Genomic DNA, 15,081 nt, shown 5'->3' with positions numbered 1-15,081 from the left:
GTCGCTTCGGCGAATGCGACGAAAATGGAGTAGTTGCCGCTCGGCGTGAGCGGGGCGGGGTTCTCGACAGCAGCGTCGGCGAGCATCCCACCGATGGTTCGAAACTCGTCGGTGGCGGTGGCTTGGAACGACCAAGTCGCGCCGGTCGCTTCGTCTTTGAGGCTCAGGACGACGGGGCCAGTCGGACTGCCCTCCGGCACTGCGACTCTTGCTGTCAGTTTGAGCTGCGCAGGTGTCGCGTCACCGACATCCATTGCTCCCCACCACTGACTGGCAGCGCCGAACCAGGGATTGTCGCCTTCGAGACCATCGCCGTCGATGGTGGCGATCAGCTGGCCTTGTCCGTTCAGTAGGCCGCGCTCGACCGACAGGTTTCCGTCACTGCTCGACGCGTACGCGTCGGCGGTGAACAGGTCCTGTTCTTCGAAGTCCGCGTGGAAGATCGGCTCGGACGACGCACCGGATGCGAGCGTGAGCAGGGCGAGAAGCGAGAGTCGCATGATCGGGATTCGGCTGGCGAAAGAGCCACCGCACGCTTTCGCATGCAGCGACCCGCGGAAGACACGGGATCGATCTTCAACGGCGACGCCGCAAACCGACCAGGCCGAGCAGACCTAGCGCGGCCGCAGATGCCGGCTCAGGGATGACAGTGATCGACACGTTATCGAAGAAGACCGTGTTCACTGCGTTGGCGCTGAAGTCGTAGCCGCTGCCGGGGAAGACGTTCTCGAACTGGATGAAGATGGAGTAGTTGCCGTCGCTCAGAGTGGCGGCGGGATTGGCGATGTTTGCGGTGTCCAGCGTACCGCCAATGGTGCTGAACTGCGTCGCGTCGCCGACGGGCGTGCTGACGAAGTCGAAGGCCTGGCCCGTCGTTTCATCTTGGAGCGCGATCTTGACGGGACCACCGTCCGAGCTCGTCGACCCGTTCGCAACGTCGGCTGTGAAGCTGATGTCGCTGGGGGTGAATCCTGCGAGATTCAGCGGCACAAAAGCCTGACCAGCACCGAAGAAGAAAAAGTTGCCCGCGCCGTCGTCGCCGAGGCCGTCGCTGTCGATCGTGGCCGTGAGCTCGTAGGCACCCGAACCGCCGACGCCGGCTGTCGGTGCGATGTCCTTAGTGAACGCCACGCCGCCATCACTGCTTCCCTCGAAGCCGCCGGCCGTGAAGATGGTGTCGCCCAAGGTCGGACCGTCGAAGGTCTCGGTCAGGATCGAAGCGGAAGCAGACGTTGCGACAGCAGCAGTGGCAACAACGGTGGTGATGTGGGTGTGCAGCATTAGAGTTCTCCTCCTTAAGGAGCGGGTTGGGTGATCCGCAGACGGTGCGGACGAGTCAGTTGGTCAGGTCCGAGCCGGCTTGCGTCACGGCTGGGCCGCGTCGCCGTAGGTCACGGGGCCGGAAGTCAGATCGGTGGGAGCGGTCGGATCGTTGCCCTCGGAGACGGGCAACCACCAGCCCCAGTGGCCGCCGAACAGTCGCATGTCGTACGGGCGGAGTGACTCCGCGTGTCCGTCGACAAAGACGGCGTTGTTCTTGTCATTGCGCCCGTGTCGTGGGAGCTTCGTCGGGAGCCAGTTGAAAGGCCCACGAAGCTTGGCGCGCTGCCATCCGCTGCCGTTGGCCAGGGCACCGTCCCAGCCCCAGAAATAGCCGAGCTCGGGGTCGACGTCGTTGGGCTGGTTCGTGTCAACGACCGCAGCCGAGACGACTTCGATCCGGTCTTCAGCCTTGTCCGCGACGAGGATCGTTCGGGTCGAGTCCTTCACGCGTGCGGCGACGCGGTTCCACTGGACATGCCGCATCGCGGAGTTCAGCCCGTAGGTGCCGATGGCTTCGGTCTCCGGCTTCTCGCCGGCGGGACAGCCGAAGATGAAGTCGGTATCGCCCTTGCCGTCACCGACCGTGTCGCCGTCGCCACCGACGTAGTTCTCCAGACGCTGCGTCCACGGCCGCTCGTAGAAGAACTGCTCGTCACTGCCGTCGACGATGGTCCGGTTCTGGAGGTTCTCGACGTCGACGTGGCTGATGTACGTCAGCGGGAACTGCCCGCGATTGTCTTCGAGGTAGAAGTTGAGTGCGACGCCGACCTGCCGGAGGCGCGACAGGCACTGCGTGTCGGTTGCTGACTGCCGGGCACTCGAAAGCGTCGGCAAGAGGATGCTGATGAGCAGTGCGATGATCCCGATCACGACCAAAAGCTCCACGAGTGTGAAGCCGCGGCGGCGGGGTGTGCGCGTGCGTTGAACGAGCTCAATCACGTTTGCGTCCTCCGTTCGAGACTAGCTGACGGGCGTAAACCTCCTCCGGTTTCGCCGGCAGCTGTTGCGATGCGGGGACTATGCACGTGGCCGAGGGATCAGACAAGTGTTAGACTGTCCAGATGGGTGCTCTTTTGTCGCGTGAAGGTGCCTCGATTTCGAAGAGCGTCCGAAATGCGCTCCGACGCGATACCGGGACCCGGCTTCTGCAGTGTGACGACTGGGAATCACCTCACTATCGCCTTCACGCGTGCGGGCACGCAGTACTTGCCGAACCGGAGCCGGCGGAACACCTCGATTGGGTCGCGATGCAGGCGTTGACGCAGCTTCGTCTCCTGTTCGGAGGCTCTTTGCTGCTGCGTGTTGACGGTGTCGAGCACGAGTTGACCCGGGGCGACATCCTGTGCCTGACGTTGCCGCTCAAAAACGTCCGAGTCATTCCGAAGCGGCTCCCGCTCGAGTACGCGTGGGTGCAGCTGACCGGGGATGCGGCAAATGATCTCTGCCGACACGTGTGTGGTTCGTACGGCATCGTGCACCACGTCGGACCGACGGGCCTGACGGCCAAGCAGCTGAAGCGCGTGGTCCAGCAGGTCGTCGAAGATCCGAAGCGCGACGCCTTCCACTGGAGCGGTCAAGCGCACGCGTTTTTGCAAGCTTGGTGGCGCGAGGCAGCGGTTTCAGCACGTGCTTGGCGTGAAGCGGCAGGCGCTGTGAAAGCCGCAGCAGGTAAGCCGGCACTTCCATTACCCGACAGGCGAGCAGCACCCGTCCTGATCCCGAAGCACTCCCGCGTGCTGGACAAGCCGCCGCGAACGGTCCAGGAGATGGCCGACCGGCTTGGCTATTCGCGTTCACATCTGAGCGACACGGTCTCCCGCACCTGGAAGGAGTCGCCCGGGGCGGTTTTGCGTCGCGATCGGCTCCAGCGTGCAGCCGAGATGCTGCGGCAGGGCGAGTCGGTCAAGGCGGCAGCACGAGCCTGCGGCTATGCAACGCACCAAGCGTTCTCACGCGCGTTTCGCAAGCACTTCGGCCACCTGCCGAGCGATGAGCGGCGGCGGCGATGATGCGTTTTTGGCCTATCGTCGCGCATGACACTTCCGATAGGCCTGCAGCTCTACACCGTCCGCGACCTTCTCACGGGCGATCAGCTCGGTGACACGTGCAAGAAGCTCGCCGAAGTCGGCTACACCCATGCCGAAGTCGGTCCCTTCAGCGGGCACTCGACCGAGGCTGTCACGAAAGCGGCACGCGACGCCGGGATGACCGTCGTCGGAAGCCACGAGGGCAGCCTGATCGGCGACGACGCAAACGACACGCTCAAAATGCTCGGCGATCTCGGCATTCGCCACGCCATTCAGCCTTACCTTCCCGACGAACACCGAACCGCAGACGGATACCGAAAGGTAGCGAAAACACTCGAGAAAGTGGCCAACTTCGACGGCCTGAGCGTGCTCTACCACAACCACGACTGGGAATTCGACACCGTCGACGGCGACCACACCGGCTACGACCTTCTGATCATGGACACCGGCCTTGGTGCCGAGCTCGACACGTGCTGGGTCAGCGTCGCCGGTCGGAATCCGACGCAGCTGATGAAGCGGCTGAGCGGTCGTCTGCCGCTGATTCACGTGAAGGACTGCAGCGACTTCGAGAAGAAGACCCTCTGCGAGCTGGGCGACGGCAAAGTGCCGGTCAAGGAGATCGTCGCCACCGCCAGCCAGTGCGGCGTGGAGTGCCTCGTCGTCGAACAGGACAACAGCTGGATGAACGACGACCCGATGGCGTCGGCGAAGAAGAGCTTCGACTACCTGAAGTCCGTCCTTTGAAGCGGCCGGTGCTCAGTTGAGCTTCTGCTCGACGTAGCGGACGACTGCCTCGGTCGTGAAGAGCCGGCTTAGCGTCTCCAGGTCGTCGCCAGGCGCGAGCTTGGAGAAGTCGGCATGCGGGAGCCGACTCTTGAGCTCGTTGATTCCAGCATCGGTCAGCTTGCCGCTCTGGACGAAGTCCGGATTGTTCTGGAGGTCCTCGGGCATCATGTCGCCCTTGGGGATCTTGATCCCGAAAACGCGTTCGAGACGGAACTGAATGTCGAGGAACTCGATGCTCTCTGCCCCAAGGTCGTCGCGAACGGACGCATCCGGTGTCACCTCCTCCGACCGGACGCCGAGCGCCTCGACGAGGATGTCGCGAACCTTGGCGAAGATGTCGTCGTGCGTGAGCGCAGGCATGGCGGGTCGTGTCGGGACTTCCGACACCCTTGCATCGGCTCAGGCGAGCGGTTGACTTCGGATATCGGCGGCGAATCATCGCGGCCCGCAACGTCCCGCCCGTTTCTGCAACGCCGAGCCCATGTACGCCGTCATCGAAGATAGTGGTCGCCAGTTCAAGATCGCCGAGGGCGACGTGCTCGAGATCGATCGCGTGGTGCCGGGTGAGGAAGAGGGCAGCAACCTGCCCGAGACGGTGACGTTCGACCGCGTCCTATTCGTAGGTGGCGACGCCCCGACGATCGGCACGCCGGTGGTCGAAGGTGCTACGGTTACGGCCGACGTGCTCGGGCCGGTGAAGGGCAAGAAGCTCCGCGTCGTGAAGGTCAAGCGTCGCAAGGGTGTTCACATCGAGACCGGGCACCGCCAGAAGTACTTGCGGGTCAAGGTCACCGGCATCAAGGCCTAGCTTCGTAGATGCCCCCGGCGTTGGACGCCGACACACGTGACATGCTCGGTGGTGTCGCCGACCGTGAGTCGGCGATGCGTGATTGCCTGCGGCGGTGGTCGAACCACAACAGCGGCAGTGAGAACCTCACAGGCGTCTGCCGGCAACGAGAGCTCGTCGCGGAAGCGGTCGCCAATCTTGCGGACACTGTCGAACTGGTGGCGCTGCCCGACCGCAAGGTTGTCAAAGCTGACGGCGAATTGGAGTCCATTCCCGTCGCTGAGGCGCTCGTGGTTCGCAAGCGACCCGATCGGCCGCACCGCGTTTTGCTCAACGGCCACCTCGACACGGTGTTCGGCATTGACTCGTCGTTTCAGACCGTGCGTGAAGTCTCTGCCGACCGTTGGGTCGGGCCGGGCGTGGCGGACCTGAAAGGCGGGCTGGTTGTTCTGACGGAAGCCCTCCGGGCATTCGAGCGGCATCCGATGGCGAGCCGCGTTGGCTGGACAGCCGTGTTCAATCCGGACGAGGAGCTCGGCTCGCCGTCGAGCACGTCGTTGCTTCACAAGCTCGCAAGCGAGCACCAGATCGGCCTGGTGTTCGAACCGGCTTTGGAAGATGGACGACTCGCCGGAGCACGCGGCGGCAGTGGGAGCTTCGACCTGGTCATCCGCGGCCGGTCTGCCCACGTCGGTCGTGAGTTCGATCAGGGCCGGAGTGCGATGCACGTCGCTGGCGAGGTCGTTTCGCTCTTGGCCGACTTCAACAAGGCGGACGGCGTGACGGTCAACGTCGGCCGAATCGACGGCGGCGGGCCGGTCAACCGTGTGGCGGACCTGGCGATCGTTCGATTCAACGTCCGCGTCGCGACCGAAGAGCGTCGCGAAGCGATGGAGAATGACCTGCGACGCCTCGCTTTCGTGCTCGGCCGACGCGACGGCATCGAAGCGACGATGCATGGCAGCTTCTTCAGCCCGCCCAAGCCGATGACGCCGGAGACGACGCGGCTGTTCGAGCGGGTCCGGACCTGTGGGGCGCACCTCGATCTTGAAGTCCATTGGCGCGATACGGGCGGCGTCTGCGACGGCAACAAGCTTCAGGCGGCGGGTTTGCCGACGGTCGACACGATGGGCGTTCGCGGGGGCGGGTTGCACACGGACGAGGAGTTTGTCGTGCTGCCGTCTCTCGTCGAGCGGACACGACTGGCGGCCCTGGTGCTCGCGTCGTTTGCGGGTGAATCGCCGGCCCCTTAGCCTGACCGCGATGCGTGTCGGCCCGTCGACGTTCTTCGCAGCCGTCGCTGTCTCAGCGAGTCTGGTCGTTGCTCAGGAATCCGAGGGCCCACTCGCGGAGGTGCCTGAGACGATCTACGGACCGCCGCCGCTGCAGACGCCCGGGACGGGCTTCAACGACGGTGCCGTGGGTTTTGCGGCATCGGCGATCTACTCGACCGATTACGTCTTCCGCGGGCTTGAGATCGTCGAAGCCGTGACCAACGAGGACGCCGCCAATCTCGGAATCACCGCAGAGCTTGCTTTCGATCTGGGTCGACTGCCCGATCCGTTCGTCCGGGTCCGCACCAACACGGCCGGCGGCGATGACGTGAGCAACTTCCAGGTCATTCGCCCGACAGTCGGTTTCAGCTGGGAGACTGACCTGTTCGAGTTCGTCGTCGCGCATCAGAGCTTCACCTATCCGGATCGCAACGAACTCGACTCCGCGGAGATCTTCGTCGAGTTGGACGTCAACGACGCTGCGCTGGGCGACGGCGAGGGCAAGCTGTTCGGGCCGTACGTGTTTGCTGCGTACGACTATGACAGCTTTGAGGGCACGTACGTCGAGTTCGGTGCGCGGCGAAATGAACGGATCGGCGAGTCGTCGCTATCGCTCGGGTACGAGGGACACGTCGCGTACGTCGACAACCTCGAAGGCCTGTTCGGTGGAAGTGGGTCGGGCTTTCAGCACTACCAGTTCGGTCTGCTGGCGGCCTACGAGCTCAACACGCTCCTCAACATCAGCCGCCGCTACGGCAAGTGGACGCTCGGCGGGCAGGTCTACTACACCGACGGCATCGACAATGACCTCGCCGCCGATACGCAGATATGGGGCGGCGGCGGAATCAGCTTCGCGTACTGAACGGGCAGCGGCTTACGGGAACAGGCCCTTGAGCTCGCAGGCTTCGGCGACGCGCCGGACGGCCAGCGTGTAAGCCGCAGTGCGGTAGTCGCACCGTTCCTGAAGCACGAATCCGTGCACGCGATCGAATGCGGTCTCCATGACCTTCTGCAACTCGTCCTGCACGCGCTTCAGGTCCCAGAAATAGGCGTCCAGGCCCTGGACCCACTCGAAGTAACTGACCGTCACGCCGCCCGCGTTGGCGAGGATGTCGGGCAGAATGACGACGCCCTTGTCACGCAGAATCCGATCGGCTTTCGGCGTCGTAGGGCCGTTGGCACCTTCAACGATGATCCGTGCCTTGATCCCGTCGGCGATGCGACCGTTGACGGTGTTCTCGATTGCTGCCGGGATGAGCACGTCGCAGTCGCACGTGAGGAGTTCGTCGTTCGTCATCGGCTCGACGTCGGGCAGATCGGTGAGCTGGCCGGTCTCGGCGTAGTGCCGCGTGGCCGCCTCGACGTCGATGCCCTTCGGATTGTGGTATCCGCCGAACTGGTCGCTGATGGCGACGACGGTGCAACCGCGTTCTGCAAGCAGCCTCGCCGCTGCGGATCCGACTTGCCCGAAGCCCTGGACCGCGATCTTCAGCCCGTCGAGTCCTTTGTCTTCGGCCGCGTGCATGTACCGACGCAGCACATTCATCGCGCCTCGACCGGTCGCTTCGTCACGCCCGCACGAGCCGCCAATGCTGACGGGTTTACCCGTGACGACGCCAAGCTCTTGGTGGCCGACGATGCTGGAGTAGGTGTCGACGATCCAGGCCATCTCCTGGCCGGACGTGCCGAGGTCAGGTGCCGGGATGTCCTTGTCCGGGCCGATGACATCGTGGATTTCGTAGGTGAAGCGACGGACAAGGCGTTCGCGCTCGCGATGGCTGAGGCTCTTGGGATTGCAGATGATGCCGCCCTTGGCCCCGCCATACGGCAGGTTGACCAGCGCGTTCTTCCACGTCTGCAGCATCGCCAGCGCCATGACTTCGTCCCGCGCGACGTTGGCCGCCATGCGCAGCCCGCCCTTGTACGGACCGAGCACGTTGGAGTGCTGGACACGGAACCCGGTGAACACCTGAATCTGCCCGCTGTCCATGTGGACCGGGCAACTCACCGTCGTGATTCGCTTCGGCGATGACAGCACCTGACGCCACGTGTCGTCCAGATGCATGCGCGTGTGCACGCGATCGAAGTAGAGGTTGGCGTTCTTCCAAAACGCCGTCGGCGTCTCTTCCGCAGGCCGAAGCAGGTTGGTATTGGCGACCATCGCGGCATTACACCACAGACGCACGGAAACTTCACCCATCACACATTCGGGCGGTTAGCGCTGTTGGCGACGGATAGTCATGTCGAAGTTTTTCACCATCGACTTGTACAGCGTCCAGACGCCGCCGGCGTAGGCACCGCAGGCGACGAGCGTGAAGAGCGTCAGGACAGCGCGGTTCACGCCGCCGTCTTGGGGGTCCAGGACGGTGTCATCGGCGAAGGTGGCCGGGTCGATCTGGATCATCATGACCGACAGCGGGCTGAACGCCGTGAACGCCAACGTCACGCCCTCACCGCTGGCGGCGATGGCCGTGCCGCACCAGCCGAGCAGGGCGAACAGGCCCAGCACCACGCCCAGCGACGCCATCACGCTCTTTACCGTCGATCCCGTTCGCAGCGACAGGTTCATGCCGACAATCGCCGCAAACGCGACCATTACCACCAGCAATAGCGGAACCGTCAGCAAGGACTCGGGCAACACCAGAGGCCGCGTGCCACCGGCGAACAGGTCGGCAAGGACAAACGCCGCGATGCTCGCCACCGGGACCACAATCAAGGGCAAGGCAAAGCTCACGAGCCCGCGAAGCTTGCCCCAGATGTAGTAACGACTCGTGATCGGCGTGCTGAGCAGCAGGTCGAGCGAGCCGTCTTCGCGCTCGCGCGTCACCGTGCTGGCCGAGGCGTTGGTGACGATGAGCAAAATCGTCGCGACCTCCAAGAGCACGAGGCCTAGCAGCACGTTTCGCGCAGTCTCGGGTGCGAGCCGCCGTCCGACGTCGCTGAGGTTGAGTCGTGTGATCGTCGGCGCGCCATTGCGGACCTCCAGAGCCAACGGGGTCTGTACGGCAAGCCGGCGATCCGCATCTCGGAACGTCACGTCCTCGCCGTTCACGCGGACCGACACGGTCGGCGACAGTGCGTAGGTACCGCCGTCCAGGCCACGGATGAAGACCGTCCGTGTGACGGGATTGATCGAACCAGCCGTCACGTACGTGTCCGGCTCGGCGGACTCGTTTGCATAGAGCCACGCCGCGACCCCCGCACCGCCGACGCCGAGGAGGATGAACGCGTAGCGGAGCAGTCCCGACCTGGCGGCCGACGCTTTGGTACGTGCCTCGCGCCAGGCGATCGGGTTGTTCCAGACGCTGCGAGCCGGCCGATCGCCCCGCGGCGTGAAGCCGGGCAGGAACGACAGCTTTTCGTTGATCCAACCGGCCGGCGTGAGCGTCGACTGAGCCATGCGTCGCAGGAGGACGATGCTCGGGACGACCAGCAGCAGCGAGACGAGCGTCCCCGCCGTCATGAAGAACGCGGCTGGCTTCGACAAGTAGAACGACCACGGCCAGCCGCGAAGTCCTTCGCTCAGCTCCGAGACGGCCGGCGGGGCATAGTCGACCGGGTCGAGGATGCTCCGCAGTGCCAGGAAGGGATGGATCGCGGTCAACCAGCCGGTTTCGGCTCGCGAGCCGTCCGCCAAGATCGGGTGGGTCGGATCGGCCCCGGCGTCGATGAGCCAGCCGCCGACGAGGTAGACGACGATCAGGAAGTAGAAGCTGAAGATCGTCCGCCGCGTCCCGACCTTGAACGTTGCGATCGCCACGGCGAATGCACCCGTCAGCAATGCCGTCACTGCCGCGACGCCGGTGACGAGCAGGATTTCGCGGATCCCCACGCCGCCGAAGATCTGCGTGATGCCAAAGACCGGAATGCCACTGATGAGCAGGGCGAAGACGAAAAACAGCCGGCTGAGCAACGTGCCCAGCACGATCTGGCCGTTCGTCAACGGCGTGCTGAGCAGGATGTCGTACGTCTGCGAATCTTTCTCCTGCGTGATCGCCCCGGCCGTGAAAATGGGAGCCAGCAGAGCGACGAGTGCGAGCTGCAGGTAGCTCATCCCGATGAACAGCTCGGTGCTGATCGCCGTCAGCTCATCCAGGTCACCGCCGGCCGCGTCGGCACCGACGAGCGTGATGAGCACGATGCCGATGAGCAGGCCGAGGTAGACGCAGCGGGCGATGAGGTCCTTGGTGCGTTTGCCCCCGACGCCGACGACGCGGAGCATGATCGGGTTGGCCGGGACGAGCCGCCAGAGGTATTGAGGAATGCCCAGCACGTCCTGCCATCATCGGCGGGTCGGCACAGAGTCGCAAGCGGCAGGAGCCTCCGCCTCTGTTTCACGCCGAGCCGCCGACCTTGCAGCACAACGTGTCGAGGAGCAGACCCTTGGCGTTTGCGACGTCGACGCGGGTAGCAATGCGATGTGGACCTTCGGAGTCCGCGACGATCGTGGTGAGCCCACGCGTGTCACTGCGAGAGGTGTCGACGCTGACTCGGCCAGTTTTCCACTCGAACCACTCCGGATGCAGCAGCGCGACGGCCGTCATCGGGTCGTACATGTTCGTCTTGCCCGGCACCGTCCCCCAGAACTCCATCAGCCAGTCGACCAGCAGTCGGCAGATCGCGTCGCCGGTGCTGCCGGCTTTCATGATGCGGACGATGTCAGAATCGACGAGCTTCGTCATCGGCCCGATGCTCCACGGGATCACCTCGATCGCGATGCCACTCGCGAACGCCTTTGCCGCGGCGGGGACGTCGCAGCGGACGTTGTGCTCGATGAAGCCGGGTTTCACGAACTCGCCCGCCATGACGACGTGGCGGAGCTTGGCCATCGCAGTCTGATCCTCTCGGATCGACAACGCGAGATTGGTCAGTGGGCCGATCGACAGAGCGGCATCGATCTGATCTCCTGGATAAAGGCCAAAGGTCGAAGGGTAGTAGAAGTCGGCAGGCAGCGTGTCGCCATACAGATAGCGGGTCCCGATCTTTCCGTAGCCCTTCGGCATCTCCAGTGAGTCGTCGACGCCGCTGCTCACACCGACGTTGCGATGGTCACCGGCGAGCCCTGCGTCGTAGGCGGCTCGCATCATCGCCCGCGCCGGGCGGAGGCGACGGTTGGGGTCGCCGTAGCAGGTCTTGATGAAGACAGAACTGAAGTGCTCCGTCGCTTTCAGCAGGAACGCGAGGCAGAAGGCATCATCGATGTCGTCGCCGATGTCCGTGTCGACGATGACGCGGTGCGTAGTGCTCATGTATCGGTCAGCCTACCGCACCGTGCGATGGATCCAATCACGGATAGTCCTGACCCGTCGGGCGAATCATGAGATCGTTTATGTGCACGCCTTCGGGCTGCTCGACGACGAACCGGATGCTTCGGGCGACGTCGTCTGCCGACAGCGGCCGGCCGAACTTGGCGACGGCCGTGCCGAATGTCTCCGCGTCGTAGCCGGCGACCTCCTGGAACTCCGTCGTGACGATCCCAGGCTTGATGACCGTCACGCGGATGCCCTCCTTGCCGATGTCGCGCCGCAGACTCTCGGCTGCGGCTCCGATGGCGAACTTGGTCGCCCCGTAAACCGCCGAGAAGGGCGACACGTTCACCCCGACGACGCTGCCGATGACGACGATGTCCCGGACGCCTGTCCCGGTGCGCATCGACTCGGCCGCGAGCCGCATCAGGTCCATCGTGCCGGTCAGGTTCAGCTCGACCATCTGCCGCCACTGTGTGTCGTCGCTCGTCGTCACGCCGCCTTGAAGGCCCCGGCCTGCGTTGGCAATGAGGCAGTCGATCGGCCCGCCGAGCTTCTCAGTGGCGTCGGTCCAGACCCGTCGGATGTCGTCGGGCTTTGTCAGATCGGCCGTGATCGCGACGGCCTTGCCGGCGCTCGATTCGATCTCGGCGACAAGCTCATCCAACGGCTCACGTCGCCGCGCGGCGACCGCCACCGCGTAGCCGGCCTCCGCCAAGGCGACCGCAGTCGATCGTCCGATTCCGGAACTCGCACCAGTGACGAGTGCACAGCGTGATGTGTTGCTCATGCTTCAGCCTAGAGGTACCGCAACCGTCATCCTGAGTGAGCGAAGCGAGTCGAAGGACCTCGTCCGGACGCGTGTGCAGAAATGCTGCGAGGTCCCTCGGCTGCGCTCGGGATGACGGAAAGATGGACGAAAAAGCGGCGCCAGTTACATCGACGACTTCAACGCCGCCACCACGCGATCGTGCAGCGACTGCGGCCCGCCCGTGGCGACGATGCCGGTGTTGTTGTCGAGTTTGCGACCCGCCGTGAAGTCGAGCGGCTTGCCGGTGGCATCCGTGACCCGACCACCCGCCGCCTCGACCACAGCGACGCCGGCCGCGTGGTCCCACACCTTCTCGCGATACGTCTTGCCTGGCGACACGCGCAGATAGACGTCTGCCTCGCCGCTCGCGACGGCGGCGTACTTGGCCTGGCTGTCCATCCGCAGCGGCTCCTCCGTCACGCCGATCGCCTCGGCCAGTCGCGTCGACAGGTCGTGATCGGCGTGGCCCGACTCGACACTCTCGGTCAGGCGGATCGTCTCGTTCGTCCCTGCCGCTGTGATCGGCTGGTGTGACTCCGCCCGGCTGAGGCTCGCGGTCCACGCGTCGCCTTCCGCCGCGGCGAACAGCCTGCCGATGTCCCACCGCGGACACCCCAGCAGTCCCATCGTCGGCCGGCCATCTTCGACGAGCGCGAGGGCAATCGCGTACTGCCCGCCACGCAGGAACCCTTTGGTGCCGTCGATCGGGTCGAGCACCCAGTAGGTCCCCGTCGGCTCGCCGCCGCCCATCGCGACGTGCTTGCGAAGGTCGTCTGCCGACATGCCCGACGCCTCCGCCGCCTTGGTGCGCAGGTCTTCGCTCGCTTCGTCCAGCTCCGCCAACGACTCCTCCGCCACAATCGGCAGACCTGCCTCGGCCAGCACCTGGGCGATGACCGCCTGGCTCGCAAAGTCCGCCACCGTCACGGGCGAGCGGTCTCCCTTGTCGTGCTTGTCAATGGCGACGAGCTGCTTCCGCACCGCCTCACACACCTCAGCCGCCCGGACGACAGCCTGGACGGCGAGATCGAGCCGTTGATCGTTGTTCATCGTGAAAAGAGATTGAATCGGGGCGACACGATTTGAACGTGCGACCTCCTGCTCCCAAAGCAGGCGCTCTGCCAAGCTGAGCTACGCCCCGGCGGTTTCACGCTAGGCGTCACGGCGTGAGGGCCGCGGCTTCGTCGTGGGGCGGGTAGAGGTGGTCGAGTTCCAAGTGCTCGACGCGGATCTGCGCGGTCTCGGCGTAGAAGCCGAGCCGGCCGTCACGGAAGGTGTCGTCGACGAGTGACAGCCGAACGTAGCCGTCGACGCTGAACTCAAGATACTTGCCGTAAGCCAGCAGCTCGAAGTCCCACGGACCGGTGCGGTTGGTGAGGAAGTTGCCCGACTGAATCGCGCGGAAGTTGAACGCGTTCTCGCCGAGGCCTTCGTCGAGGCTGACGGCCGGGCCTGCGTGTCCGACGCCGGGTTCGGTCCCGGGGCCGGCGTCGGTCATGCCGGGCGTTTCGTGGTAGTTGCTCTTCCAGGACCGAAGCTGAGCAAGACCCTTTTGGAGGTCGAGTGAGAGGTAGTAGCCGCTAGTGGTCGGCTCGTCGAAGCGGAAGACGAAGCCGCACTTGCCACGGCCTTCGAGGCTGAGCTTGCCCCGGAGACGGAAGTCGCGGTGCGCGCCCTGGAGCAAAAAGGTCTCAAAGCCCGCATCGCTGCCAAACCAGCAGTCGATCTCGTTGGAGCCGACGCGACTGTCCGGGTTGCCGGAGATCGGACGGAGAGGACCGAGGTCGGACGCGTGCAGCTGCCGGCGCACGGCTCTGTCGAAGCCGTCGAAGCTCTTGAGCAGAAGCCGGCCGTCCTCGTGGGTAACGAGCCGCTTCGGCGGCGGCATGAGGTTGCGGGCCTGACCCCACTTGCTGGCCGCGGGGCTAGAGCCGGTGAAGTAGAAGTTGAAGACCAGCCTGCCGCAGCCGTCGAGGTCGCACACGTCGTTCGTGCTCGGCGATTCGCCCCGCAGCCGGCCGTCGTCGTCAACCTCCTGGGCTTCGAGCGGATACACGCACGTTCGGGCGGCGTAGTTGCCCTGCGGCAGGAGGACGTTGTCGAAGTAGTTCCGCCACGGGCCCTGCAGAGTCTCGCTGTACCAGTAGCGCACCTTGACGTCTTCGCGAATGCTGCCGAGCAGGAAGTAGTTGCCGCCGAGCTTGAAGAGGCCCGGCACTTCGACATCGTCGTATCGCCGCGGGTGGTAGAGCGGCGGGCGGAACTCCCACTTGTCGCGCTCGACTTCCTCAACGAGCGATACGCAGCCACGCCGAATCACCGGGCCGTGCTTCACGCGTCCACTGACGAGCAGCCACCGCTTGCCGCCGTCGCAGAAGAAGAGCGGGTCACGGAAGCTGACCCACTTGCGCCCTTCGTGGAGCGAGCTCTCGTAAAACGTCTCCCCGCCGCGGGCGACGTCGATCGGGTAGACGCCGTCGTTGACCTTTTTCCAGTGGATCAAGTCATCGCTGACGGCCAACCCGATGCGTTGCACGCGTCCGCGCTCACGGCGACTCAGCCCTGTGTAGAACATGCGCCAGCAGCCCGGCTTGTCCGGGTCGCCGCTGACGTTCATGGTCCAAAGCGCGTCGTCATCCCAAGAGCCCGGGTTGCCGATGAACAGCGCGTTTTCGACGCGGCGCCAGTTGAGGCCATCATCGCTGACGGCGTGGGCGATGTAATCGTGGTTCGGGAGAACGAGGTGGAAGAGGTGGAACTTTCCCTCGTGATAGACGACGTCGACGTCGCCGACGTTGCGTGGCTCGAAACCGACGTCGGAATACAT

At 64.6% G+C, this 15,081-nt stretch carries 15 protein-coding genes and 1 tRNA gene; 5 read left to right on the top strand and 11 right to left on the bottom strand.

The window, feature by feature from the left end:
* From AAGI46_01655 to AAGI46_01645, 3 genes are all read right to left on the bottom strand, one after another.
* Positions 1-500, bottom strand: a 500-nt coding sequence (locus AAGI46_01655) for a hypothetical protein (GenBank protein MEM1010906.1), incomplete at its 3' end; no start/stop codon positions are given.
* A gap of 76 nt (positions 501-576) precedes the next feature.
* Positions 577-1,281, bottom strand: a complete 705-nt coding sequence (locus AAGI46_01650) for a PEP-CTERM sorting domain-containing protein (GenBank protein MEM1010905.1) — start codon at positions 1,279-1,281, stop codon at positions 577-579.
* Between the two features lie 84 nt (positions 1,282-1,365).
* Positions 1,366-2,262: a prepilin-type N-terminal cleavage/methylation domain-containing protein gene (locus tag AAGI46_01645; GenBank protein MEM1010904.1), complete on the bottom strand. Its 897-nt coding sequence runs from the start codon at positions 2,260-2,262 to the stop codon at positions 1,366-1,368.
* A 308-nt stretch (positions 2,263-2,570) separates the two neighbouring features.
* Here AAGI46_01645 and AAGI46_01640 point away from each other — a divergent pair, with 308 nt between their 5' ends.
* A complete protein-coding gene (locus AAGI46_01640) occupies positions 2,571-3,332 on the top strand; it encodes a helix-turn-helix transcriptional regulator (GenBank protein ID MEM1010903.1) in 762 nt (253 codons plus the stop codon).
* Positions 3,333-3,356: 24 nt separating this feature from the next.
* Entirely contained in the window at positions 3,357-4,094 is a 738-nt protein-coding gene (locus tag AAGI46_01635; GenBank protein ID MEM1010902.1) for a sugar phosphate isomerase/epimerase, read from the top strand.
* Positions 4,095-4,106: 12 nt separating this feature from the next.
* On the opposite strand, the gene AAGI46_01630 is transcribed toward AAGI46_01635, so the two are convergent.
* Positions 4,107-4,496 carry an acyl carrier protein gene (locus AAGI46_01630; GenBank protein MEM1010901.1) on the bottom strand — a complete coding sequence of 130 codons (390 nt, stop codon included), beginning with the start codon at positions 4,494-4,496 and terminating at the stop codon, positions 4,107-4,109.
* A gap of 121 nt (positions 4,497-4,617) precedes the next feature.
* On the opposite strand from AAGI46_01630, the gene rplU reads away from it, so the two are divergent.
* From rplU to AAGI46_01615, 3 genes are read left to right on the top strand one after another with little or no spacing between them, the layout of a single operon-like run.
* On the top strand, positions 4,618-4,944 hold the full coding sequence (gene rplU, locus AAGI46_01625) for a 50S ribosomal protein L21 (GenBank protein ID MEM1010900.1): 327 nt from the start codon (positions 4,618-4,620) through the stop codon (positions 4,942-4,944).
* A gap of 8 nt (positions 4,945-4,952) precedes the next feature.
* Positions 4,953-6,176 carry a hydrolase gene (locus AAGI46_01620; GenBank protein ID MEM1010899.1) on the top strand — a complete coding sequence of 408 codons (1,224 nt, stop codon included), beginning with the start codon at positions 4,953-4,955 and terminating at the stop codon, positions 6,174-6,176.
* Positions 6,177-6,186: 10 nt separating this feature from the next.
* Positions 6,187-7,059, top strand: a complete 873-nt coding sequence (locus AAGI46_01615; GenBank protein MEM1010898.1) for a hypothetical protein — start codon at positions 6,187-6,189, stop codon at positions 7,057-7,059.
* 12 nt (positions 7,060-7,071) lie between these two features.
* Here AAGI46_01615 and AAGI46_01610 read toward each other — a convergent pair whose 3' ends face one another.
* The 7 genes from AAGI46_01610 to AAGI46_01580 all read right to left on the bottom strand — a co-directional run bounded on the left by AAGI46_01610 (position 7,072) and on the right by AAGI46_01580 (position 15,081).
* The gene (locus AAGI46_01610; GenBank protein MEM1010897.1) at positions 7,072-8,358 is read right to left on the bottom strand and encodes a Glu/Leu/Phe/Val dehydrogenase; all 1,287 of its coding nucleotides are present in this window, start codon (positions 8,356-8,358) and stop codon (positions 7,072-7,074) included.
* Positions 8,359-8,412: 54 nt separating this feature from the next.
* On the bottom strand, positions 8,413-10,470 hold the full coding sequence (locus AAGI46_01605; GenBank protein ID MEM1010896.1) for an ABC transporter permease subunit: 2,058 nt from the start codon (positions 10,468-10,470) through the stop codon (positions 8,413-8,415).
* Between the two features lie 61 nt (positions 10,471-10,531).
* Entirely contained in the window at positions 10,532-11,446 is a 915-nt protein-coding gene (locus AAGI46_01600; protein ID MEM1010895.1) for a nucleoside hydrolase, read from the bottom strand.
* 37 nt (positions 11,447-11,483) lie between these two features.
* Positions 11,484-12,233 carry an SDR family oxidoreductase gene (locus tag AAGI46_01595; protein ID MEM1010894.1) on the bottom strand — a complete coding sequence of 250 codons (750 nt, stop codon included), beginning with the start codon at positions 12,231-12,233 and terminating at the stop codon, positions 11,484-11,486.
* Between the two features lie 144 nt (positions 12,234-12,377).
* Positions 12,378-13,304 carry an inositol monophosphatase family protein gene (locus AAGI46_01590; protein ID MEM1010893.1) on the bottom strand — a complete coding sequence of 309 codons (927 nt, stop codon included), beginning with the start codon at positions 13,302-13,304 and terminating at the stop codon, positions 12,378-12,380.
* Between the two features lie 17 nt (positions 13,305-13,321).
* Positions 13,322-13,395 (bottom strand) — tRNA-Pro (locus tag AAGI46_01585).
* An 18-nt stretch (positions 13,396-13,413) separates the two neighbouring features.
* Positions 13,414-15,081 (bottom strand): glycosyl hydrolase, encoded by a 1,668-nt coding sequence (locus AAGI46_01580; GenBank protein MEM1010892.1) that lies wholly within the window; start codon positions 15,079-15,081, stop codon positions 13,414-13,416.

The organism is Planctomycetota bacterium (genome assembly GCA_038746835.1).
GTDB lineage: Bacteria > Planctomycetota > Phycisphaerae > Tepidisphaerales > Tepidisphaeraceae > JBCDKH01.
The sequence above is the reverse complement of the archived record's forward strand: the minus strand, read 5'-3'. Positions and strand labels throughout refer to the sequence as shown.

Excerpts from the sequence above, each read along its gene's own strand:
- AAGI46_01650 (MEM1010905.1), bottom strand. The coding sequence starts at position 1,281 with ATGCTGCACACCCACATCACCACCGTTGTTGCCACTGCTGCTGTCGCA.
- AAGI46_01620 (MEM1010899.1), top strand. The coding sequence starts at position 4,953 with ATGCCCCCGGCGTTGGACGCCGACACACGTGACATGCTCGGTGGTGTC.
- AAGI46_01630 (MEM1010901.1), bottom strand. The coding sequence starts at position 4,496 with ATGCCTGCGCTCACGCACGACGACATCTTCGCCAAGGTTCGCGACATC.
- AAGI46_01610 (MEM1010897.1), bottom strand. The coding sequence starts at position 8,358 with ATGGTCGCCAATACCAACCTGCTTCGGCCTGCGGAAGAGACGCCGACG.
- AAGI46_01635 (MEM1010902.1), top strand. The coding sequence starts at position 3,357 with ATGACACTTCCGATAGGCCTGCAGCTCTACACCGTCCGCGACCTTCTC.
- AAGI46_01580 (MEM1010892.1), bottom strand. The coding sequence starts at position 15,081 with ATGTATTCCGACGTCGGTTTCGAGCCACGCAACGTCGGCGACGTCGAC.
- AAGI46_01640 (MEM1010903.1), top strand. The coding sequence starts at position 2,571 with ATGCAGGCGTTGACGCAGCTTCGTCTCCTGTTCGGAGGCTCTTTGCTG.
- AAGI46_01595 (MEM1010894.1), bottom strand. The coding sequence starts at position 12,233 with ATGAGCAACACATCACGCTGTGCACTCGTCACTGGTGCGAGTTCCGGA.
- AAGI46_01600 (MEM1010895.1), bottom strand. The coding sequence starts at position 11,446 with ATGAGCACTACGCACCGCGTCATCGTCGACACGGACATCGGCGACGAC.
- AAGI46_01615 (MEM1010898.1), top strand. The coding sequence starts at position 6,187 with ATGCGTGTCGGCCCGTCGACGTTCTTCGCAGCCGTCGCTGTCTCAGCG.
- AAGI46_01590 (MEM1010893.1), bottom strand. The coding sequence starts at position 13,304 with ATGAACAACGATCAACGGCTCGATCTCGCCGTCCAGGCTGTCGTCCGG.
- rplU (MEM1010900.1), top strand. The coding sequence starts at position 4,618 with ATGTACGCCGTCATCGAAGATAGTGGTCGCCAGTTCAAGATCGCCGAG.